15 protein-coding genes are annotated in these 16,284 nt (G+C 71.8%); 6 read left to right on the top strand and 9 right to left on the bottom strand.

Features of this window, described 5'->3' with window-relative positions; all coding sequences use genetic code 11:
* Positions 1-44: 44 nt before the first annotated feature.
* Positions 45-404 (top strand): VOC family protein, encoded by a 360-nt coding sequence (locus ACWDSL_RS30830; protein ID WP_043486511.1) that lies wholly within the window; start codon positions 45-47, stop codon positions 402-404.
* Positions 405-413: 9 nt separating this feature from the next.
* On the opposite strand, the gene ACWDSL_RS30825 is transcribed toward ACWDSL_RS30830, so the two are convergent.
* The 8 genes from ACWDSL_RS30825 to ACWDSL_RS30790 all read right to left on the bottom strand — a co-directional run bounded on the left by ACWDSL_RS30825 (position 414) and on the right by ACWDSL_RS30790 (position 9,969).
* On the bottom strand, positions 414-2,837 hold the full coding sequence (locus ACWDSL_RS30825; protein ID WP_450490966.1) for a DUF5107 domain-containing protein: 2,424 nt from the start codon (positions 2,835-2,837) through the stop codon (positions 414-416).
* A 93-nt stretch (positions 2,838-2,930) separates the two neighbouring features.
* Positions 2,931-3,476: a GNAT family N-acetyltransferase gene (locus ACWDSL_RS30820; RefSeq protein WP_450490964.1), complete on the bottom strand. Its 546-nt coding sequence runs from the start codon at positions 3,474-3,476 to the stop codon at positions 2,931-2,933.
* Between the two features lie 43 nt (positions 3,477-3,519).
* Positions 3,520-4,278: a 4'-phosphopantetheinyl transferase family protein gene (locus ACWDSL_RS30815; protein WP_450490962.1), complete on the bottom strand. Its 759-nt coding sequence runs from the start codon at positions 4,276-4,278 to the stop codon at positions 3,520-3,522.
* A gap of 53 nt (positions 4,279-4,331) precedes the next feature.
* On the bottom strand, positions 4,332-6,407 hold the full coding sequence (locus tag ACWDSL_RS30810; RefSeq protein ID WP_450490960.1) for a prolyl oligopeptidase family serine peptidase: 2,076 nt from the start codon (positions 6,405-6,407) through the stop codon (positions 4,332-4,334).
* A gap of 38 nt (positions 6,408-6,445) precedes the next feature.
* On the bottom strand, positions 6,446-7,810 hold the full coding sequence (locus ACWDSL_RS30805) for a M20/M25/M40 family metallo-hydrolase (RefSeq protein ID WP_450490958.1): 1,365 nt from the start codon (positions 7,808-7,810) through the stop codon (positions 6,446-6,448).
* Complete coding sequence (locus ACWDSL_RS30800) at positions 7,803-8,636, bottom strand: M55 family metallopeptidase (protein WP_358639645.1); 834 nt, start codon at positions 8,634-8,636, stop codon at positions 7,803-7,805. The genes ACWDSL_RS30805 and ACWDSL_RS30800 overlap by 8 nt, the downstream gene beginning before the upstream one ends.
* A gap of 194 nt (positions 8,637-8,830) precedes the next feature.
* The gene (locus ACWDSL_RS30795) at positions 8,831-9,595 is read right to left on the bottom strand and encodes a hypothetical protein (RefSeq protein ID WP_450490956.1); all 765 of its coding nucleotides are present in this window, start codon (positions 9,593-9,595) and stop codon (positions 8,831-8,833) included.
* Positions 9,596-9,606: 11 nt separating this feature from the next.
* Positions 9,607-9,969: a hypothetical protein gene (locus ACWDSL_RS30790; RefSeq protein ID WP_450490954.1), complete on the bottom strand. Its 363-nt coding sequence runs from the start codon at positions 9,967-9,969 to the stop codon at positions 9,607-9,609.
* A 749-nt stretch (positions 9,970-10,718) separates the two neighbouring features.
* Here ACWDSL_RS30790 and ACWDSL_RS30785 point away from each other — a divergent pair.
* The 3 genes from ACWDSL_RS30785 to ACWDSL_RS30775 all read left to right on the top strand — a co-directional run bounded on the left by ACWDSL_RS30785 (position 10,719) and on the right by ACWDSL_RS30775 (position 14,545).
* A complete protein-coding gene (locus ACWDSL_RS30785; protein ID WP_450490952.1) occupies positions 10,719-11,072 on the top strand; it encodes a DUF4333 domain-containing protein in 354 nt (117 codons plus the stop codon).
* A gap of 156 nt (positions 11,073-11,228) precedes the next feature.
* Positions 11,229-11,414, top strand: a complete 186-nt coding sequence (locus tag ACWDSL_RS30780) for a hypothetical protein (protein WP_450490950.1) — start codon at positions 11,229-11,231, stop codon at positions 11,412-11,414.
* A gap of 122 nt (positions 11,415-11,536) precedes the next feature.
* Complete coding sequence (locus tag ACWDSL_RS30775) at positions 11,537-14,545, top strand: helix-turn-helix transcriptional regulator (protein WP_450491002.1); 3,009 nt, start codon at positions 11,537-11,539, stop codon at positions 14,543-14,545.
* 14 nt (positions 14,546-14,559) lie between these two features.
* Here ACWDSL_RS30775 and ACWDSL_RS30770 read toward each other — a convergent pair whose 3' ends face one another.
* Positions 14,560-14,871 (bottom strand): ATP-binding protein, encoded by a 312-nt coding sequence (locus ACWDSL_RS30770; protein WP_450490948.1) that lies wholly within the window; start codon positions 14,869-14,871, stop codon positions 14,560-14,562.
* A gap of 222 nt (positions 14,872-15,093) precedes the next feature.
* Here ACWDSL_RS30770 and ACWDSL_RS30765 point away from each other — a divergent pair, with 222 nt between their 5' ends.
* Positions 15,094-15,915 carry a helix-turn-helix domain-containing protein gene (locus ACWDSL_RS30765; RefSeq protein ID WP_450490946.1) on the top strand — a complete coding sequence of 274 codons (822 nt, stop codon included), beginning with the start codon at positions 15,094-15,096 and terminating at the stop codon, positions 15,913-15,915.
* Positions 15,912-16,151, top strand: coding sequence for a DUF397 domain-containing protein (locus ACWDSL_RS30760; RefSeq protein WP_450490944.1), 240 nt, complete (start codon positions 15,912-15,914; stop codon positions 16,149-16,151). Before ACWDSL_RS30765 ends, ACWDSL_RS30760 begins: the two co-directional genes overlap by 4 nt.
* Positions 16,152-16,284 lie beyond the last annotated feature (133 nt).

Genomic DNA, 16,284 nt, shown 5'->3' with positions numbered 1-16,284 from the left:
CGCCACGTATGACGCCCGGCACCTCGTCAACTAGGCTCGCGCGCATGGACATTCTCGGGACCTCGCTACGGGTGTGCGTCGATGATCTGGACGCGGCGATCGCCGTGTACGAACGGCTGACCGGCGCCGAGGCGCTGCGCTTCCAGCGCGGGGGTGTCGCGGTGGCGGCCGTCGGCTGCTTCTTCCTGATGAGCGGTCCCGAGGCGGAGCTGTCCATCCTCCGCAAGGTCACGGCGACGCTCGCGGTGACGGACGTGGACGAGGCGGTGGCCGATCTGAAGGCGGTGGGCGCGGAGATCATCGCCGGTCCGCTGCCCACCCCCATCGGCCGCAACCTGGTGGCCCGTCACCCCGACGGCTCGGTCTTCGAGTACGTCGACCGGAACCCCGGCCAAGCCGCCTGACGGCCGCCGTTACGCGGGCCGCATCCGGAACTCGTACCGCTCCGGGAGCGGGTGCTCGGCGCGCGCCCGCTCCCGTACGTCGTCGGTCAGCGGCTCCCCGCCGCCCGCGACGATCCGCTCCGCGATCGCGTACCAGGTGTCGCTGAGGGTCTCGTCGCCCTCGCGCAGATCCGCCACCTCGAAGCCCTCGTCGAAGATCGCCCGCGCGGCCACGGCATCGCCCTGGGCCAGCAGCACCTGGGCCAGGAGCAGCCGGAAGCGGCCACGCTCACGGACGGCTGGACGCAGCCCGTCCAGCACCGTACGCGCCTCCTCGGCACGCCCCACCGCGAGCAACGCGGCCACCGCCTCACGCGCGAGCGCGGCCTCGGCGGCCTCCGTCGCGGTTGCCTCCGCCGCGCCGGTATCGGCCGCAGCGGGACCCGCTGCGGCCGGCTCCGCGAGCGCCGCCGTGGTAGCGGTGGCGGCGCCCCCGTCCCCGCTCTCCCCTGCCGCCACGCTGCGCGGGCGGCCACCGGCCGCTGGCGCGGCGCTGTCCGGCGACGTCCCCGCGCCCGGTACGTCCGGGGCCCCCGCGAGCGCCGGAGCCTGCACACGCTCGCCCGATCCGGCCACCGCGGCCGGGCCCGCGGCCGGGCCCGGGGCCGGGCCCGGGGCCGGCCGACCGCCGTTGGTCCGGCCCGAGAGTGAGGCCGAGGCCGAGGCCGGGTTCCAGCCCTGGGCCGTGCCCATGTCCCGGCCCGAGGCCAAGTCCCGGCCTCTGTCCCGGTCCCGGGCCCGACCCCAGCCTCCCGCCAGGATCAAGTCCATCGCCCGCAGCAGCCGATCCGCGGCACGCGCCGAGTGGCCGGCAGCGGTGTCGGCGACGGCCAGGCAGCGCAGCGCCCACGGCGTCTCCGTACAGCGCAGCGACCGCTCCCAGCTGCGGGTGGCCTGGGCGCGGTCACCCGCGTGCCACTGGGCGACGCCCAGGTGGTATTCGGCGGCGGCCGTCGAGGGTGCCGACTCCAGGAGGTCGCGCCAGGCCGGGGCGGTCAGGGAGCAGCCGGGGTCGGCCGCGGGTTCGCCCGCCGCCCAGGCCGGAAACGCGCCGGTGCGCAGCAGGCGGCGCCACGGTTCCTGGGGCTCGCCGAGGGTGTCCGGGTGGAAGGGGGTGCCGGGCAGCCGGTAGCCGGCGCGCTCCACCTCGAGCGCGCCCCAGCCGGAGCCGGTGGCCAGCCGCTCGCCGGGTTCGGCGTCGGCGTACGGGCGCCAGGCGGCGTAGGCCGCCGCCACGGCGGCGCGCGGCGCGGCGGACTCGAGCCGGGTCTCGACCTCCCGCCGGGCCGCCGCCCAATCCGCTCCGTGGATCGCCGCCGGGTCGGCGGCCAGCGGTCCGTACGCCTCCAGCCAGGCGAACTCCTCCCCCGCCTCCAGCCGGACGTGCTCCAGCTGGGTGCGGGCGAGCCCGGCCTGGATCTCGGCGTAGCCCGGGGTGCCGGGCTCGGTCAGCCACCGCTGCCAGCGCCGGCCGCCGGGCCCCGCGCCCCACAGGAAGAGCTTGCGGCCGCGCAGTTGGTCGGTGGAGGTCTGGACGAGGCCGTGGCCTTCCTGGTCGAGCGAGGCGATCCAGGGGCGCGCGTCCGCGGGCAGGTCGTAGAAGTAGTCGGCGGGGTAGTCGCCGTGCAGCGGGTACGTGCGGTCGGTGCCGTCCCATTCGGGGACGGGGACGTGGCGCAGGGTGCGGCTGTAGCCGAAGTGCCAGGCGCCGTCGGCGGGGGCGAGGACGCGGGTGCCCGCCGCCTCCGGGACGGCGATGTTGGACCACCAGTAGACGGGCGCGGGCTGGTGGTGCGGGTTGCGGATCCGTACCCCCACGTAGAGGAAGTCGGAGTCCTCGGGCAGCCACAGGTCGACCTGGAAGGGCAGGTCGCGCAGCCGCTCCCACTCCCACAGCCGCACCATCTCGCCGCCGTCGGGCGCGGGGACGCGGGCGGCGTGCAGCGGGGCGCAGGCCAGGGTGGTGTGGCCGGTGGCGCCGATGTTCCACTCGATGCCCCCGGAGTACCAGGCGCCGCTGAGGCCGAAGTCGGCGGGCTGCAGCACCGGGTTGCGGTAGAGGAGCTCACGGCCGGTCGGCTTGTGGTGGAGGGAGTGCACCCGGCCGCCGAGGCCGGGCAGCACGGTGGCCCGCAGCCGGTCGTTCTCGAGGACGAGGGCGTCGAGCCCGGCGGGCGCCCGCCCGCGCCCGTAGCCGTCGCGCAGCCGCACCGGCAGCACCGAGCTCAGCGGCTCGTACGCGGCCTGGCGGGCCATATCGGCGGGCAGTGTGGCGCGTGTGGGCTCGTCGATGTGGTGCACCTCGCGCGGGAGCCGCAGCGCGGGCAGGGGGTTCTCGGGCCCGAGCGGGGCGGTGGGAAGGGTCAGGGTGGTACGTCGCAGACTCGTGGCCACAGGCTGCCTCACTCCGACTGCCTCGGGCCGCCTCCGGCTGCGGCGACCCTCAGGTGACCATGGAACAACGGCGCGGCCGACCTGAACAGAGCGTCAGCCCTGCGCCTTGAACATGTCGCTGGTGATGGCGTAGCGCTCATGGTCGCGCCACGCGCCGTTGATGTGGAGGTAGTCGGGCGAGAAGCCCTCCAGCCGGAAGCCGTACCGCTTCACCAGCGCCAGCGACGCCTCGTTGCCGGGCTGGATGTTGACCTCGATGCGGTGCAGTGCGAGCGGCCCGAAGGCGTAGCCCAGTACGAGCCCGAGCCCTTCGGAGACATAGCCGTGCCCGGCGTGGGGCGCGAAGGCCCCGTAGCCGATGGTGCCGCCCTGGAAGGCGCCGCGGACGATGCTGTTGATGTTGATGAAACCGGCGATCGCGCCGGTCTCGGGCAGGCAGACCAGGAATCCCTCGTGGTCGTCCCGCTCCAGCTTCGTCATGAAGGTGTCGAAGGCCTCGTCCGTGGCGGGCGCGGTCAGCCACGGGTGGTGAAGGGCGGCGCTGGTGCGGGCGAGCCGGGTGAACTCCGCGCGGTCGGTCCGCTCGGTGTGGCGGATGGCCACGCGGGGTCCCACGGCTACGTACGGCGTGTCGGGCATCCGCACATCTAAGCCCTTCACGCCGCCGCCCGTCCAGAAAACCCTAGGCAGCCTGCTCCAGCAGGGCGTACGCCGCGGCGTACCCGGGCCCTCCGGCAGAGTCGGAGTCGGCGGCGGCAGAGGCGAGGTGGTCGGTGGGGAGGTCGGTCAGCGTCCAGGGGCCGACCGGCACCGACCGCTCGCCCGTGCCGACGTAGGAGATCGCCGGATCCTGGGAGAGCCCCGTGCCGATGCCCTTGAGATACGCCTCCTTACGCGTCCAGCAGCGCGCGAAGGCGGCGGGGCGGTCGACGGCGGCGAGGGCGGCCAGCTCGGCGCGCTCGGTGGGGTGCAGGCTCTGGGCGACCTGGTCCACGACGGAGACGGGCTGCACCTTCTCCACATCGGCGCCGATCGGCGAGCCCGCGAAGGCGAACAGCACCAGGTCGCCGGCGTGCGACAGGTTGAAGTGCAGGGGCATGCCGACCACGGCGGGGCGGCCGTGCGGCCCGCCGCAGCCGGGGCAGTCCTCCCGGGTGAACGGCACCGCCGCGGGCTCCATGTCCAGGTAGGCGCCGAGCAGTTCCCGCAGGCCCACATGCGCGGCCGTGTACCGCTGCTGGTCCTCCGTCCGTACGAACTTCGCGGCGCGCTCCCGCTCCTCGGCGTCGAGGATCTTGCCGGGCGCGCCCTGGTCCATGGCGGTGATGTACCGGGAGACGCTGAGCAGCCAGGTCTCGGGCGCGCCGGGCGGCCACGCTCCGGCCACGGCGGCGGGCAGCGGATCGCGGCCGACGACGCGCGACGCCCTTGGGGATGTCAACTCGCTCCTCCAGGTGGGTGACAGGGGCAGTGCCGCGGCTCACGCTACGCGGTTCAGTCAGTCAGCTCCAGGGCCGGAATGCCGGGCGGGGTCAGACCGAATGACCGTGCGTACAGGCCGAGTTCGGCCTCCACGGCGCGGATCATGGTGTCCGCCCGGCGGAAGCCGTGGCCCTCGCCCTCGAAGGCGAGATACGCGTGCGGGACGCCGCGCCCGGCGACCGCCTCCAGGAAGCGCTCGCACTGCACGGGCGGGCACACCGGGTCGTCCAGCCCCTGCAGCAGCAGGAAGGGCGCGGAGACCTTGTCGGCGTGGTGGGCCGGCGAGCGGTCGCGGTAGCGGTCGGGGACCTCGGCGAGCGGCCCGATCAGTGTCTCCATGTATTGCGACTCGAAGTCGTGGGTCCCGTCGTCGGTCCAGTCCGTGAGGTCGAGGACCGGGTATTTGACCGTGCCGCACGCGTACAGCTTGGTGGTGGCGAGCGAGGCCGCCGCGGTCCAGCCGCCCGCGCTGCCGCCGCGGATGGCGAGCCGGGCCCGGTCGGCGCTGCCCTCCTCGGCCAGCGCCTCGGCCACGGCCGCGCAGTCCTCGACGTCCACCACGCCCCACTGCTCGCACAGCCGGTCCCGGTAGGCGCGGCCGTAGCCCGTCGAGCCGCCGTAGTTGACCTCGGCGACGCCGATGCCGCGCGAGGTGAAGTACGCGATCTCCAGGTCGAGTACGAGCGGGGTGCGGTCGGTCGGGCCACCGTGCACCCACACCACATACGGCGGCGCCTCGCCGTCGGGCGCGGTGTGGTCGGGGTTGTGCGGGGGATGGATATGCGCGTGGACTTCCCGGCCGTCCGGCCCGGCGAAGGTGCGCTCCACCGGCCGCGGGTAGTAGGCCGGGTCGACGGGGTCGGTGTGCGCCGCGCCGATGACCCGGGCGTGGCCGGTGCGGGTGTCCAGCTCCACCACCTCGTACGAGCTGTGCGGGCTCGCGGCGACGCCGACGACCCGGCTGTCGGCCACGGCGAGCGTCCCCTCCCACTCGGTCCAGCGGCCCGGCGCGTCGGACAGCTCGCCGGTGCGCGGATCGAGGATGCCGAGCCGGGCGGCGCCCCGGCCGTGCACGACGGCGATCAGCCCGCCGGCCAGCGGCGCGAACCAGCGCCGGCCGAGCCTCCACAGCGGCCCGCCGAACTCCTCCTGGCGGGGGCAGAGCGCGACCGGCTGTGCCGCCCCGGCGCCGGGTTCGGGGGCCGCGCCGGGCTCGGGGCGTGCGCCCGTGTCGGCGTATGCCTCGCGCGGGTCGAGCCGGTGCAGATTCCACCAGCCCGTACGGTCGGTGGCCACGAGCAGCGTGCCGTCGGCGGCCCATTCGGCCTGGGCGACCGACTCGCCCGGCCCGCCGAGCACCGCGCGGGCCCCCGCGAACGTGCCGTCCTCCGTGACCCCGGCCACCATCACGACCGTGCCGTCCCACGGCATCCGCGGATGGTCCCAGGCGATCCAGGCCACCTGCCGCCCGTCCGGGGAGAGCTGGGGCCCGGTGACAAAGCGGTGCCGGCCGTCGGAGAGCTCGCGCACCGCCGTACGGTCATCAGCCGCCGAGCCGTCCAGCGGCACCGCGGCGATCACCCGGCGTACGTCGGTCGGCCCCTCGCCGGTGAACTCCTCCAGTACGCCCCACACTTCGCCACGGTCGGCGTGCAGCCGCAGATCCGCCCAGCGCAGCCCGCCGCCGACGGCCGACACCGGGGTCAGCGGGCGCGGCGGGGCGCCGGTCGGGTCGTCCGGCTCGTACACGTACAGCCGCTGGTCCGCGAAGTGTGCGAAGACGACGAGCGGGCCGCCCGCCGGGCGGGGCACGGCGGCCCACGGCAGCCCGCCGTACTCGATGACCCTGCTGCGCACGTTCCACGGCGCGGGCAGCGCGCTGACCTCCGCGCCGCCGGGCCGGCGCCGCATCAGCGTGCTGCGGCCGCCCTCGCCGGGGCGCGGCGCCGTCCACCACACCTCGTCGCCGACCGTGCCCACGTACTCCGGGCGGCCGCCGTGCGACGCGGCGAGCGCGGCGTCGATCGGGGACCGCCAGGCCCCGTACGGGGTCGTGGCCGCCGTGCTGTCACCTATCACGTCACCCATTACGTCACCTAACTTGTCGTTCATGCCGTCGGCCACCCTCAGGCACTCCGCAGGAAGTGGTCGAGCACCCGGACGCCGAAGTACAGCGCGTCGACCGGCACCCGCTCGTCCACGGCGTGGTAGAGCGCCTGGTAGTCGAAGCCCTCCGGCAGCCGCAGCGGCGAGAAGCCGTATCCGACGATGCCGAGCCGGGAGAACTGCTTGGCGTCCGTGCCGCCGGACATGCAGTACGGCACGGCGTGTCCGCCCGGGTCGAAGTGTTCGACCGCGGCCCGCATGGCCGCGAAGACCGGGCTGTCGGGCGGCGCCTGAAGGGCCGGCGACCGGTGGTGGAACTCCCAGTCGACGTCCGGCCCGGTCAGCCGGTCCAACGTGGTGTGGAACTCCTCCTCGCCGCCCGGCACGATCCGGCCGTCCACATACGCCGTGGCGCTTCCGGGGATGACGTTGACCTTGTAACCGGCTTCCATGACCGTCGGGTTGGCGCTGTTGCGGACCGTCGGCTCGATGAGGGCCGCGGCGGGCCCCAGCTCGGCCAGCAGCGCGTCGACGTCGAAGTCTGCCTCGAAGTCGGCCTCGAAGTCGGCGGCGGCCACCTCGGCCTTGACCCCGCGCAGCGCCGCGATCTCGGTCAGCGCGGCCTTGACGGTCGGCGTCAGCCGCACCGGCCAGCGGTGTTCGCCGATCCGCGCCACGGCGGCGGCCAGCCGGCTGACCGCGTTGTCGCGGTTGACCTTCGAGCCGTGTCCGGCCGTGCCCCGGGCGGTGAGCTTCAGCCAGGCCGTACCGCGCTCCCCCGCCGCGATGGGGTACAGCCGTATCCCGTTCCCCGCGTGGAAGGTGAAGGCGCCCGATTCGCTGATGCCCTCCGTACAGCCCTCGAACAGCTCGGCGTGCTCAGCGGCGAGAAAGCCGGAACCCGCCTCCGCGCTGTCCTCCTCGTCCGCGGTGAAGGCCAGCACGATGTCGCGGCGCGGCCGCACCCCTGCACGGGCCCAGGCGCGGACGGCGGCGAGCACCATCGCGTCCATGTTCTTCATGTCGATGGCGCCCCGGCCCCACACCACGCCGTCGCGCACGTCCCCCGAGAAGGGGTGCACGCTCCAGTCGGCGGGCTCGGCGGGCACCACGTCCAGATGGCCGTGGACCAGCAGCGCGGGGGCTGACGGGTCGGTGCCCGCGATCCGCGCGACGACGTTCGTACGCCCCGGGTCGCGCTCCAGCAAGGTGGTGTCGATGTCCACCTCGCCCAGCCGCTCCGCGACGTATTCGGCGGCGGGGCGCTCGGCGCAGTCGCCGCCGCCGCGGTTGGTGGTGTCGATACGGATCAGCTCGGAGGTGAACCGCACCACCTCCTCCAGCGCCCGCGCGTCTATCACCCCGGCCGGCTCCGGCTCACCCATACTGCTCCTCCACCGCGGCCGATACGAGCGTGGTGACCGCCTTGAAGCAGCGGATGCCCTCGTACATGGTCGGCGAGGTGTACGCCACCCGCCGCACCCCGCTGCGCTCCACCCCCGGTACGACGGTGGCCGCGCCCACCAGGTGTTCCGCGTCGAATTCCAGCTCCACGGTGAAGGGCCCTGCCTGCACCGGCTCATGACGCACCGCTAGCGGCGCCGCCTCCCGGGCCGCCGCGCGGATGTCCGCCGCCGTACGGGCCGGGGTGCGGCACACCGCCGCGTACCGCGACACGTAGTCCTTCACCGCGACCGACCGCGCCCCGGGCGCGTACCCCTTGGCGTCCTCACACGTCCGGTCGTCCCCGGTGACCAGCACCACGGGCACCCCGTACTCGGCGACGACCAGCGAGTTGAGCCGCCCCTCGCTCGCGGGCACGCCGTCCACCCACACGCCGGTGATGGAGTTGGCGAGGTAGGTGTGCGCGAGGACGCCCTCGGTCCCGGCGCCGGTGTGATAGCCGACGAACGCGATCCCGTCCACGTCGCCGTGCTGCACGCCCTCGACCATGCTCAGGCTCTTGTGCTTGCCCGTGAGCATGACTGCCCGCTCGTCCAGCTCCTCCAGCAGCAGATTGCGCATGGTCCAGTGCGCCTCGTTGATCAGCACCTCGTCGGCGCCCCCGTCGAAGAAACCGGTCACCGCCGCGCTCACATCGGAGGTGAACAGACGGCGGCAGCGCTCCCACTGCGGTGTGCCGGGCAGCACGTCCGCGGGCCAGGTCACGCCCGTGGCGCCTTCCATATCGGCGCTGATGAGGATTTTCAAGACGGTCCCCGCTCCTCCCAGATCGCGTGTCCACTTGACTATGCCTCAAGGTGGGCCGTGGGCGGTGCGCCTTGGCGCAGTGTTGGCGTGTGGGCGGACCGGCGGGCGGGCAAGGCGTGCAAGGCGTGCAAGGCCACTTTCCGCGCACGCCAGGGTGATCGCCGTCCCGGACCAGGGTGTGGGCCCCGCAATTTTCACCAGTTGACGTAAGCCTTACCTTCTTTGGAAACGTGGTAATATTCAAGGGGGGTTAAGCTCATTTTGAAAACCATTCCGTATTTGCTACGGATATCGGCAACGGTCTTTGTCTCCGGCTCGCGAGAGCATCGTGTCACCGGCGGATCAGGTTTCGCACACACGGGCTGTTCATCGATCAGCATCCGATGCTGTTCGGTGCGGACCATGTCCCACTCCAACGTCTGTGAGCCGTCGGAGAGCTGCATGGGCTCCGTCGTGTGCGACCCATCCGGGTTGAGCCGGTGTCCCCGGTAGTAGGCGACCAGCTTGCTGCGGTAGTCGTCATGGCCGAAGTCGACACCGTAGCCCGGGGTCGTAGCAGCCGCCTGCCGGTCACCTGCGGAAAGAACCCCGTCCAAGACGTCACCGACCCGGCGCCGGTCGGCACCGTAATAACCGGTGACAGCCACAATGCAGCGGATCTTGTACGTGTCGTCATCTGATGGCCACATCCCTCCCGCTGCTCCCTTGCAGTAGTCCTTCACAACGACCAGGGCGAGGGTGAGGGGCGTCTCCTTGTCATATGTCCGAACGATGCCCACAAGCTGCTTCTCAGCCTCCTGCCTTGCCTGCACAGCCTTCGGACTGCCCGCAAACTTCCGCGTTTCGTCAAGGCTGACAGCGCGGTCTCCGGCAGAACACGAGGCGACCCCGAACAATCCGGCAGCCCATACGACAGCCCCGATCCTCCGGACTGTGCGAGATGCACGAGACAGCGTCATGCCGGCTCTTCCTATCCCCGACTTGACCCAGGCATCGTGCTGAGATGCCGTGACTTCGTGCTCTTGACGATGGCCACCCGGGGGTTCTCCGGGAGCGGACTCCCAGGATCCCGGGCGGTGAGTTCAGTGGGCCATGAAGCCCCGGGATAAACGCCGACCACGTCGGTCTTCATGTGAACCGTCGCATCGAACCCGTGATCCCCGGTCACGCGGACGGCGACCTCGTAGAACGCACGTTGATCTCCATGGTTGGTGATCTTTACCGGCACCATCAGAGCAGATCCGCTGCGAACCGGCTTGAAGACCGTCACGTCCCCCTTGGTCGTCGCGGGGTGCGCGAAGTCCTCGCTCTCCTTGAGCTTCCCCGGCGTCACGGGAACACCGCTGGGAGCCTCCGCGGCCCGCTTTCGGCCTGCCTCCTCTTGCGCTTTCTGCATGTCCGTCTGACGAGTGGGAGAGCTACCCGCCGCTGATGCGGACAGTTCAGGAGTGACTGATGAAGAGGGTGATTCCACGGCATTCGACACCCTCGAGGGCCGTGCCGTGGCAGCGCTCGAGCCATCCCCATCCGCACCGCAGGCAGTGGTGAGGAAGCCCAAGGCGGCAATCGAAGCCGCCGCTACAGCGGCGCGTAAATCAGGCCTCCGGGCACTGCTCATTCGTGTTCCCCTCCCATGAAGTGATGCAGGATCAGGGCTACGCGAAAGTGCCCGACCGAACCCCCCGGTTCATGCGCACCGCAGCCCCCTGCAGGCGGGCCCGAGCCTACGTATCGAATGAGATTCCGAAAAGAGAGGCACCAACGACCACCCCAGCAGCGCACCTTTCTTGTTACCTAAAGTAACGACACCCGACCCGTCGGGCCGCACCATATGAAGTCACCCCAGCCCATCGCCACCCAAGCAACTACCAGGGGTGACATTGTGGCTTTCATCACAAGCGGCGCCATCTGTGTGCAAGTACCACCTTCCGCACGATGCACCGTTAATCAGTCTGTTTCAATGAAATTTGGGGCCCTCCCATGGGGGGAGCAGTCAACTGCACCCCAGACACACCCGGAGCATTCCTGCCAACTATGCTTCCCGTGTCCCCTTGTCATGACCATCCAGACCGGAGTTCCACCATGCCCGCCATCCGGTTGTCCGCAACAACGTCGATCCTCACAGCCGTAGCCGCCGGCGCGCTGCTCGCAGGCTGCTCGGCCTCGGTCAGCGCCGAGAAGTCCACGCCGAAGCTGTCCGCGGACAAGCTGGCCACCACAGTCGCCGAAAGACTCGCCGCGACGACAGGCCGGCCGAAGCCGAACATCACCTGCCCCAAGGAGCTCGAGGGCAAGGTCGACACCACCACCCGGTGCAAGCTCACCGCGGACGACGGCAGCACCTTGGGCGTCACGGTCACGGTGACCGGCATCGACGGCGACAACATCAAGTTCGACGTCAAGGCCGACAACACACCCACCCCGGCCCCGCGCTGACCACCGCGCCACGGCTTGGAACTCCTAAGGTCCCCCTACCCCAGGCCTAAGGCACCCCCTGGGCGGCAAGATGCGCAAGCCTCCCCATGTGGCGCCCCCACCTTGGACACGACGCTGGAAGCACAGCAAGAGACCAGCTCGTCCAAGGAGACCGTCATGCTGCACCACGAGTTCCAAGCCGCCCGCCAGGCCGCCGTCCTGGCCCGCGCCGCGCAGCGCCGCCTGGTCCGCGAGGCCGAGCAGGACGCGAAGGCGGTCCGTACCACCGCCGACAGCACCGTCGACAGCACCTCCGGCGCCGACAGCCGCAAGCACTACTTCCTACGCTCACGACGCGCGTGAAGCGTCCGCCGCTGACCCCGCGCCGTGTGACGGAGCAAGGGCATCGCGTGGCCGGGCACCCGGCGGCCGCCGCCGCCGCCGCCGACGCCCAGGCCGCTGTCCCTCACCTCGTACGACATGCGATGCTCGGCACCGTGCACAGCAGTCACATAAGCCCTGTCTTCGTAGGCCGCAGCGCCGAGCTCACCGCTCTCGACGAAGCCCTGTCCCAGGCGGACGCCGGGGAGCCCCGTGCCCTCTTTGTGGGCGGTGAGGCCGGTGTCGGCAAGACCCGGCTGATGCAGGAGTTCCTTGGCCGGGCCGTCGCGGACGGGGCCGTCGTCGCCCTGGGCGGCTGCGTGGAAACCGGCGCCGACGCCCTGCCCTACCACCCCGTCTCGACCGCCCTGCGCTCCCTGCGCCGCCGGCTCGGCGCGGAGCTTGACGCCGCCATCACCGGCCAGGAAGGCGAGCTCGCCCGGCTGCTGCCCGAGCTCGGCGAGATGGACCGGGGACGCCCCGACACCGAGGGCCGCGCCCGGCTCTTCGAGCTCACCGTCCGCCTCCTCGAGCGCCTTGCCGCGGACCGGACCCTCGTGCTGGCCCTTGAGGACCTGCACTGGGCCGACCGTTCCACCCGCGAGCTGCTCAGCTATCTGCTGCGCGCCCTCACCCACAGCCGCCTGCTCATCGTCGCCACCTACCGCGCCGACGACCTGCACCGCCGCCACCCGCTGCGTCCCGCCCTCGCCGAGTACGAGCGGCTGCGCACCGTCACCCGCCTCGAACTGCCCCGCTTCGAACGCACCGAGGTCCGCCGCCAGCTCACCGCCATCCGCGGCGAGGTCCCGCCCGAGCAGGTGCTGGACCGGGTCTTCGAACGCTCCGAGGGCAACGCCTTCTTCGTCGAGGAGCTGGCCTGCAGCATCCTCGAAGGCTCACCGGGCGGCATCAGCGACTCCCTCCGCGACCTCTTGCTGGTCCGCGTCGAGGCGCTGCCCGACCAGGTGCAGCGCGTGGTGCGGATCGCCGCCGAGGGCGGCTCCGAGGTCGAGTTCCGGCTGCTGGCCACCGTCACGCGCCTCGCCGAGGACGAGCTGATCGAGACCCTGCGTACCGCTGTCGGCGCCGCCGTCCTGCTCCCCTCCGACGAGGGCGAGTCCTTCCGCTTCCGGCACGCCCTGATGCGCGAGGCGGTCGCCGGCGACCTGCTGCCCAGCGAGCGCTCCCGGCTCAGCCGCCGCTACGCCGAGGCGCTGGAGGCCGACCCCACGCTCGTACGGTCCGAGGAGCGGGCCGGGCGGCTGGCCGGCTACTGGTTCGACGCCCGCGACCCCGCCAAGGCGCTGCCCGCCGTGATCGCCGCGGCGGCCGCCGCCCGCGGCCGGCACGCGTTCGCCGAGCAGCACCAGCTGCTGGAGCGGGCGCTGGAGCTGTGGGACGACACCCCCGAGGAGCTGCGCCGCAAGGCGATGCGGCAAGGCGCCGAAGACGGCCTGTACATGGCCATCTCCCCAGACGCACCCGGCGACTTCCTGGACCTGCTCGCCGCGATCACCATCGCCGCGCGCCTCGCGGGAGAGCAGGAGCGAGCGCTCGCCCTCTGCAAGCGAGCGCTGCGCAAGCTGGAGGGTGAGCCTCTGCGAGCGGCCTGGTTCTGGCTCGTGCGCTACGAGCTGGTACGCGACCTCTCCCGTTCCGACGGCTGGGACGAGATCGCCCACGCCCAGAAACTGATGCGGGACCAGCCGCCGTCCTTCGTCCACGCCAAAGCGCTGACGCAGGCAGCGCACTGGTACGCCGTGCACCAGCCGACGACGGCGGTGATGGAGACCGCGCGGCAGGCCGTGGAGCTCTGTCGGGCGACGGGCGCGGAGATCACCGGCCTTACCGCGCAGCTCACCCTGGCCTGGCTCACCATCCACTCGGGCGACGTCGAGACCGGGCTCGAACAGGCCCGCGCCGTATGCGCCCGCGATCTGGAGCCGGGCAACGCCAACGTCCTGCTGCGCGGCCACGGCAACCTGGCCACGGCGCTGCACGGCCTCGGCCGCTACGCCGAGGCCGTCGAGACCGCCGAGCGGGGCAGCGCGCTCGCCGACCGGCACGGGCTGCCGGACACCGCCTCGTACATCGACGGCAACCTCGCCGAATCCCTCATCCAGCTCGGCCGCTGGGCCAACGCCGACGAAGCGCTCCAGCGGGGCCTCGGCCGCCGCGGGGTGAGCGTCCGCATGCGGGCGCTGATCGCCGAGCGGAGGGCCGAACTCGCCCTGGCCCGGGGCGCGTACGACGAGGCCCGGCGCCGGATGGAGGAGTCCGAAAGCGGCACCACCGGCCCCTACCCGGAGCCGCAGCACACCCTGGCCATGGGCCGCATGGCCATCGCGCTGGCGGCCGCCGACGGCCGGATCCTCGACGTCCGCTCCCTGCTCGATGCGGCGGTCGGCGAGGCCATCCCGCCCGGCCATCATCGCTACGGCTGGCCGCTGTTGTACGAGGCCGCGGCGGCGGAGGCGCGGGCCCGTGCACTCGCGGTGGCCGAGCCAGGGCGCAAGGCGGCGGTGGAGCGGATCCGCAAGGCGATGGAAGGCCAGCCCGAATTCGCACCGCTGTGGGCCGCGCAGGCCCTGATGATCCAGGCCGAGCTGCTCACCACCGAGGGCCGGGACGCCACCGTCCGCTGGACGGAGGCGGTCGCCGCCGCCGAACAGCTGGAGGCCCCGCCGCTGTTGGCCACCGCCCGGTTGCGGCTCGCGCATGCCCTGATCACCCAGGGCGGCGACGGGTCCCGCGAAGCGGCCGGTGAGCTGCTGCGGCAGGCCGAGGCGGTAGCGCGCGAGCTGGGCGCGGTGCCACTCGAGACGGAGATCACCACGCTGGCCGGCCGCGCCCGGATCCCGTTGCGGCAGGCCGATGGGAAGACGGCCCCGCCCCCGACGCCGGCGGCGGCGCTGGGCCTGACCAAGCGGGAACGGGACGTGCTGCGGCTGGTCGCCGCCGGACGGAGCAACCGGCAGATCGCGGAGGAGCTGTTCATCTCACCGAAGACGGCGAGCGTGCACGTCTCCAACATCCTGGCCAAGCTGGGCGCTTCAGGCCGAGGGGAGGCCGCGGCCATCGCGCACCGGCTGGGTGCCTTCGAGGAGTAACGCTCCGCGCCCTCTCACAGACGGACCCGAGCCCAGACGGTCTTCCCGACCACCCGCTCCCGTACGCCCCACGCCTCGGCGAACGCAGCCACGATCGCCAGCCCGCGCCCGGACTCGGCCTCCGGCGTCGCCTCGGCGAGGACCGGCAGCGCCTCCCCCGGGTCCGACACCTCGATGCCGATCAGCTTCTCGGCGTCGTAGGCGATACGTACCTCGTAATACCTCCCCGGTACGCGGCCATGCCGCACCGCGTTGGCCGCCAGCTCCGACAACACGAGCAACGCGACCTGCGCGGCGTCCGGCGGCACGCCCCACGCGCAGAGCACGGCCGCGGCCGTCTGGCGAGCGCGATGGACAGAGAGCGGGACGGGTGTAAACCTCTGCTTCCAGCCATGGCGAGGGTTTACGTCGTGACTTTGTGCGTTCATGCCCCCACTGTCAGTGCAGGTGACTAGCGTCACCAGTAACAGAACGTCGACCGCGGCTGGCGACAACTCCTGTCGAACGGGGGTTGATCGGCGTTGAGCCGCGTTGAGGGGGTGGATGGGATGGCAACGCCCAAGAAGAAGGACTCCGCGCCGCCGACCATGAGGTACTTCGCAGCTGTGCTGCGGATTCTGCGCGAGCACGCGGGGCTGACGCAGGACCAGTTGGGCGAGCTGATGCACTACACAGGGTCAGCGGTGAGCGCGGTGGAGACATGCGCGAAGCCGCCGACGGACGACTTCATCGAAGCGGCCGAGAAGGCACTGGACGCGGGCGGGTTGCTTCGGTCCGCTATCGGGTTCTTGCGGTTGGAGCGGTATCCCGAGTACTTCCAGGGTTTCGTACAGCTGGAGCAGGAGGCGCTGAGCGTGTCGTCGTACTGCACGCAGGTGATCGACGGGCTCTTGCAGACCGAGGAGTACGCCCGCGCGCTGCTCCGCAGCAACTACCCGCCGTTCGAAGAGGACGAGCTGGAACAGCTCGTCACGGCCCGAATGGATCGCAAGGCGCTGTTCGACCGCAAGCCGATGGCACTGATTCACACCGTGATCGAGGAAGCGGCACTGCGGCGACAGATCGGCGGCCCGGAGGTCATGGGCCGCCAGTACGAACACCTCCTCACCAGGGCGGCTCGCCCCAGCGTGACGTTCCAGGTCATGCCAGCGAGTTGCGCCGAACACGCGGGACTGCGCGGGCCCATGAAGCTGATCGTGATGCCAGACGAGACTTCCCTGGCTTACATGGAGAGCCACGGAGAGAGCACGCTGCTCTCCAAGCCCGACAAGGTGGGCACACTTGTCCGGCGCTATGCGATGATCCGGGCGCAGGCCCTCAGGCCGGAGGAATCCGTAAGCTTCGTCGAGCAGTTGATGGGTGAGCTATGAACGAACTCGTATGGTTCAAGAGCAGCTACAGCGACTCCGGCGGGGGCGACTGCGTCGAGGTCGCCCTCGACTGGCGCAAGTCGAGCTACAGCGACTCCACCGGCGGCCAGTGCGTTGAGGTCGCCGCCACTCCCGCCACCGTCCACGTCCGGGACTCGAAGGTCGCGGACGGGCCGAACCTCCACATATCCGCCGACGCCTGGGCGGACTTCCTCACCTTCGCCACCCGCTACTGATAGGCGGGGTGGGCTTCGCTTCGCTTCGCCCGCGCCTATGCGCCGTCTCGCGGCATTCGGCTCACGCGAGTGCGGCTTTCGTCTCGGACCCTCCGGGTCCAAAGCGGCAGCGGGAAGGAGAGGGGGCGGCCGG

The sequence above is a fragment of the Streptomyces sp. NPDC000941 genome (assembly GCF_053599555.1).
Note: the sequence above shows the minus strand (reverse complement) of the source record. Positions and strands in the feature narration are given on the sequence as shown.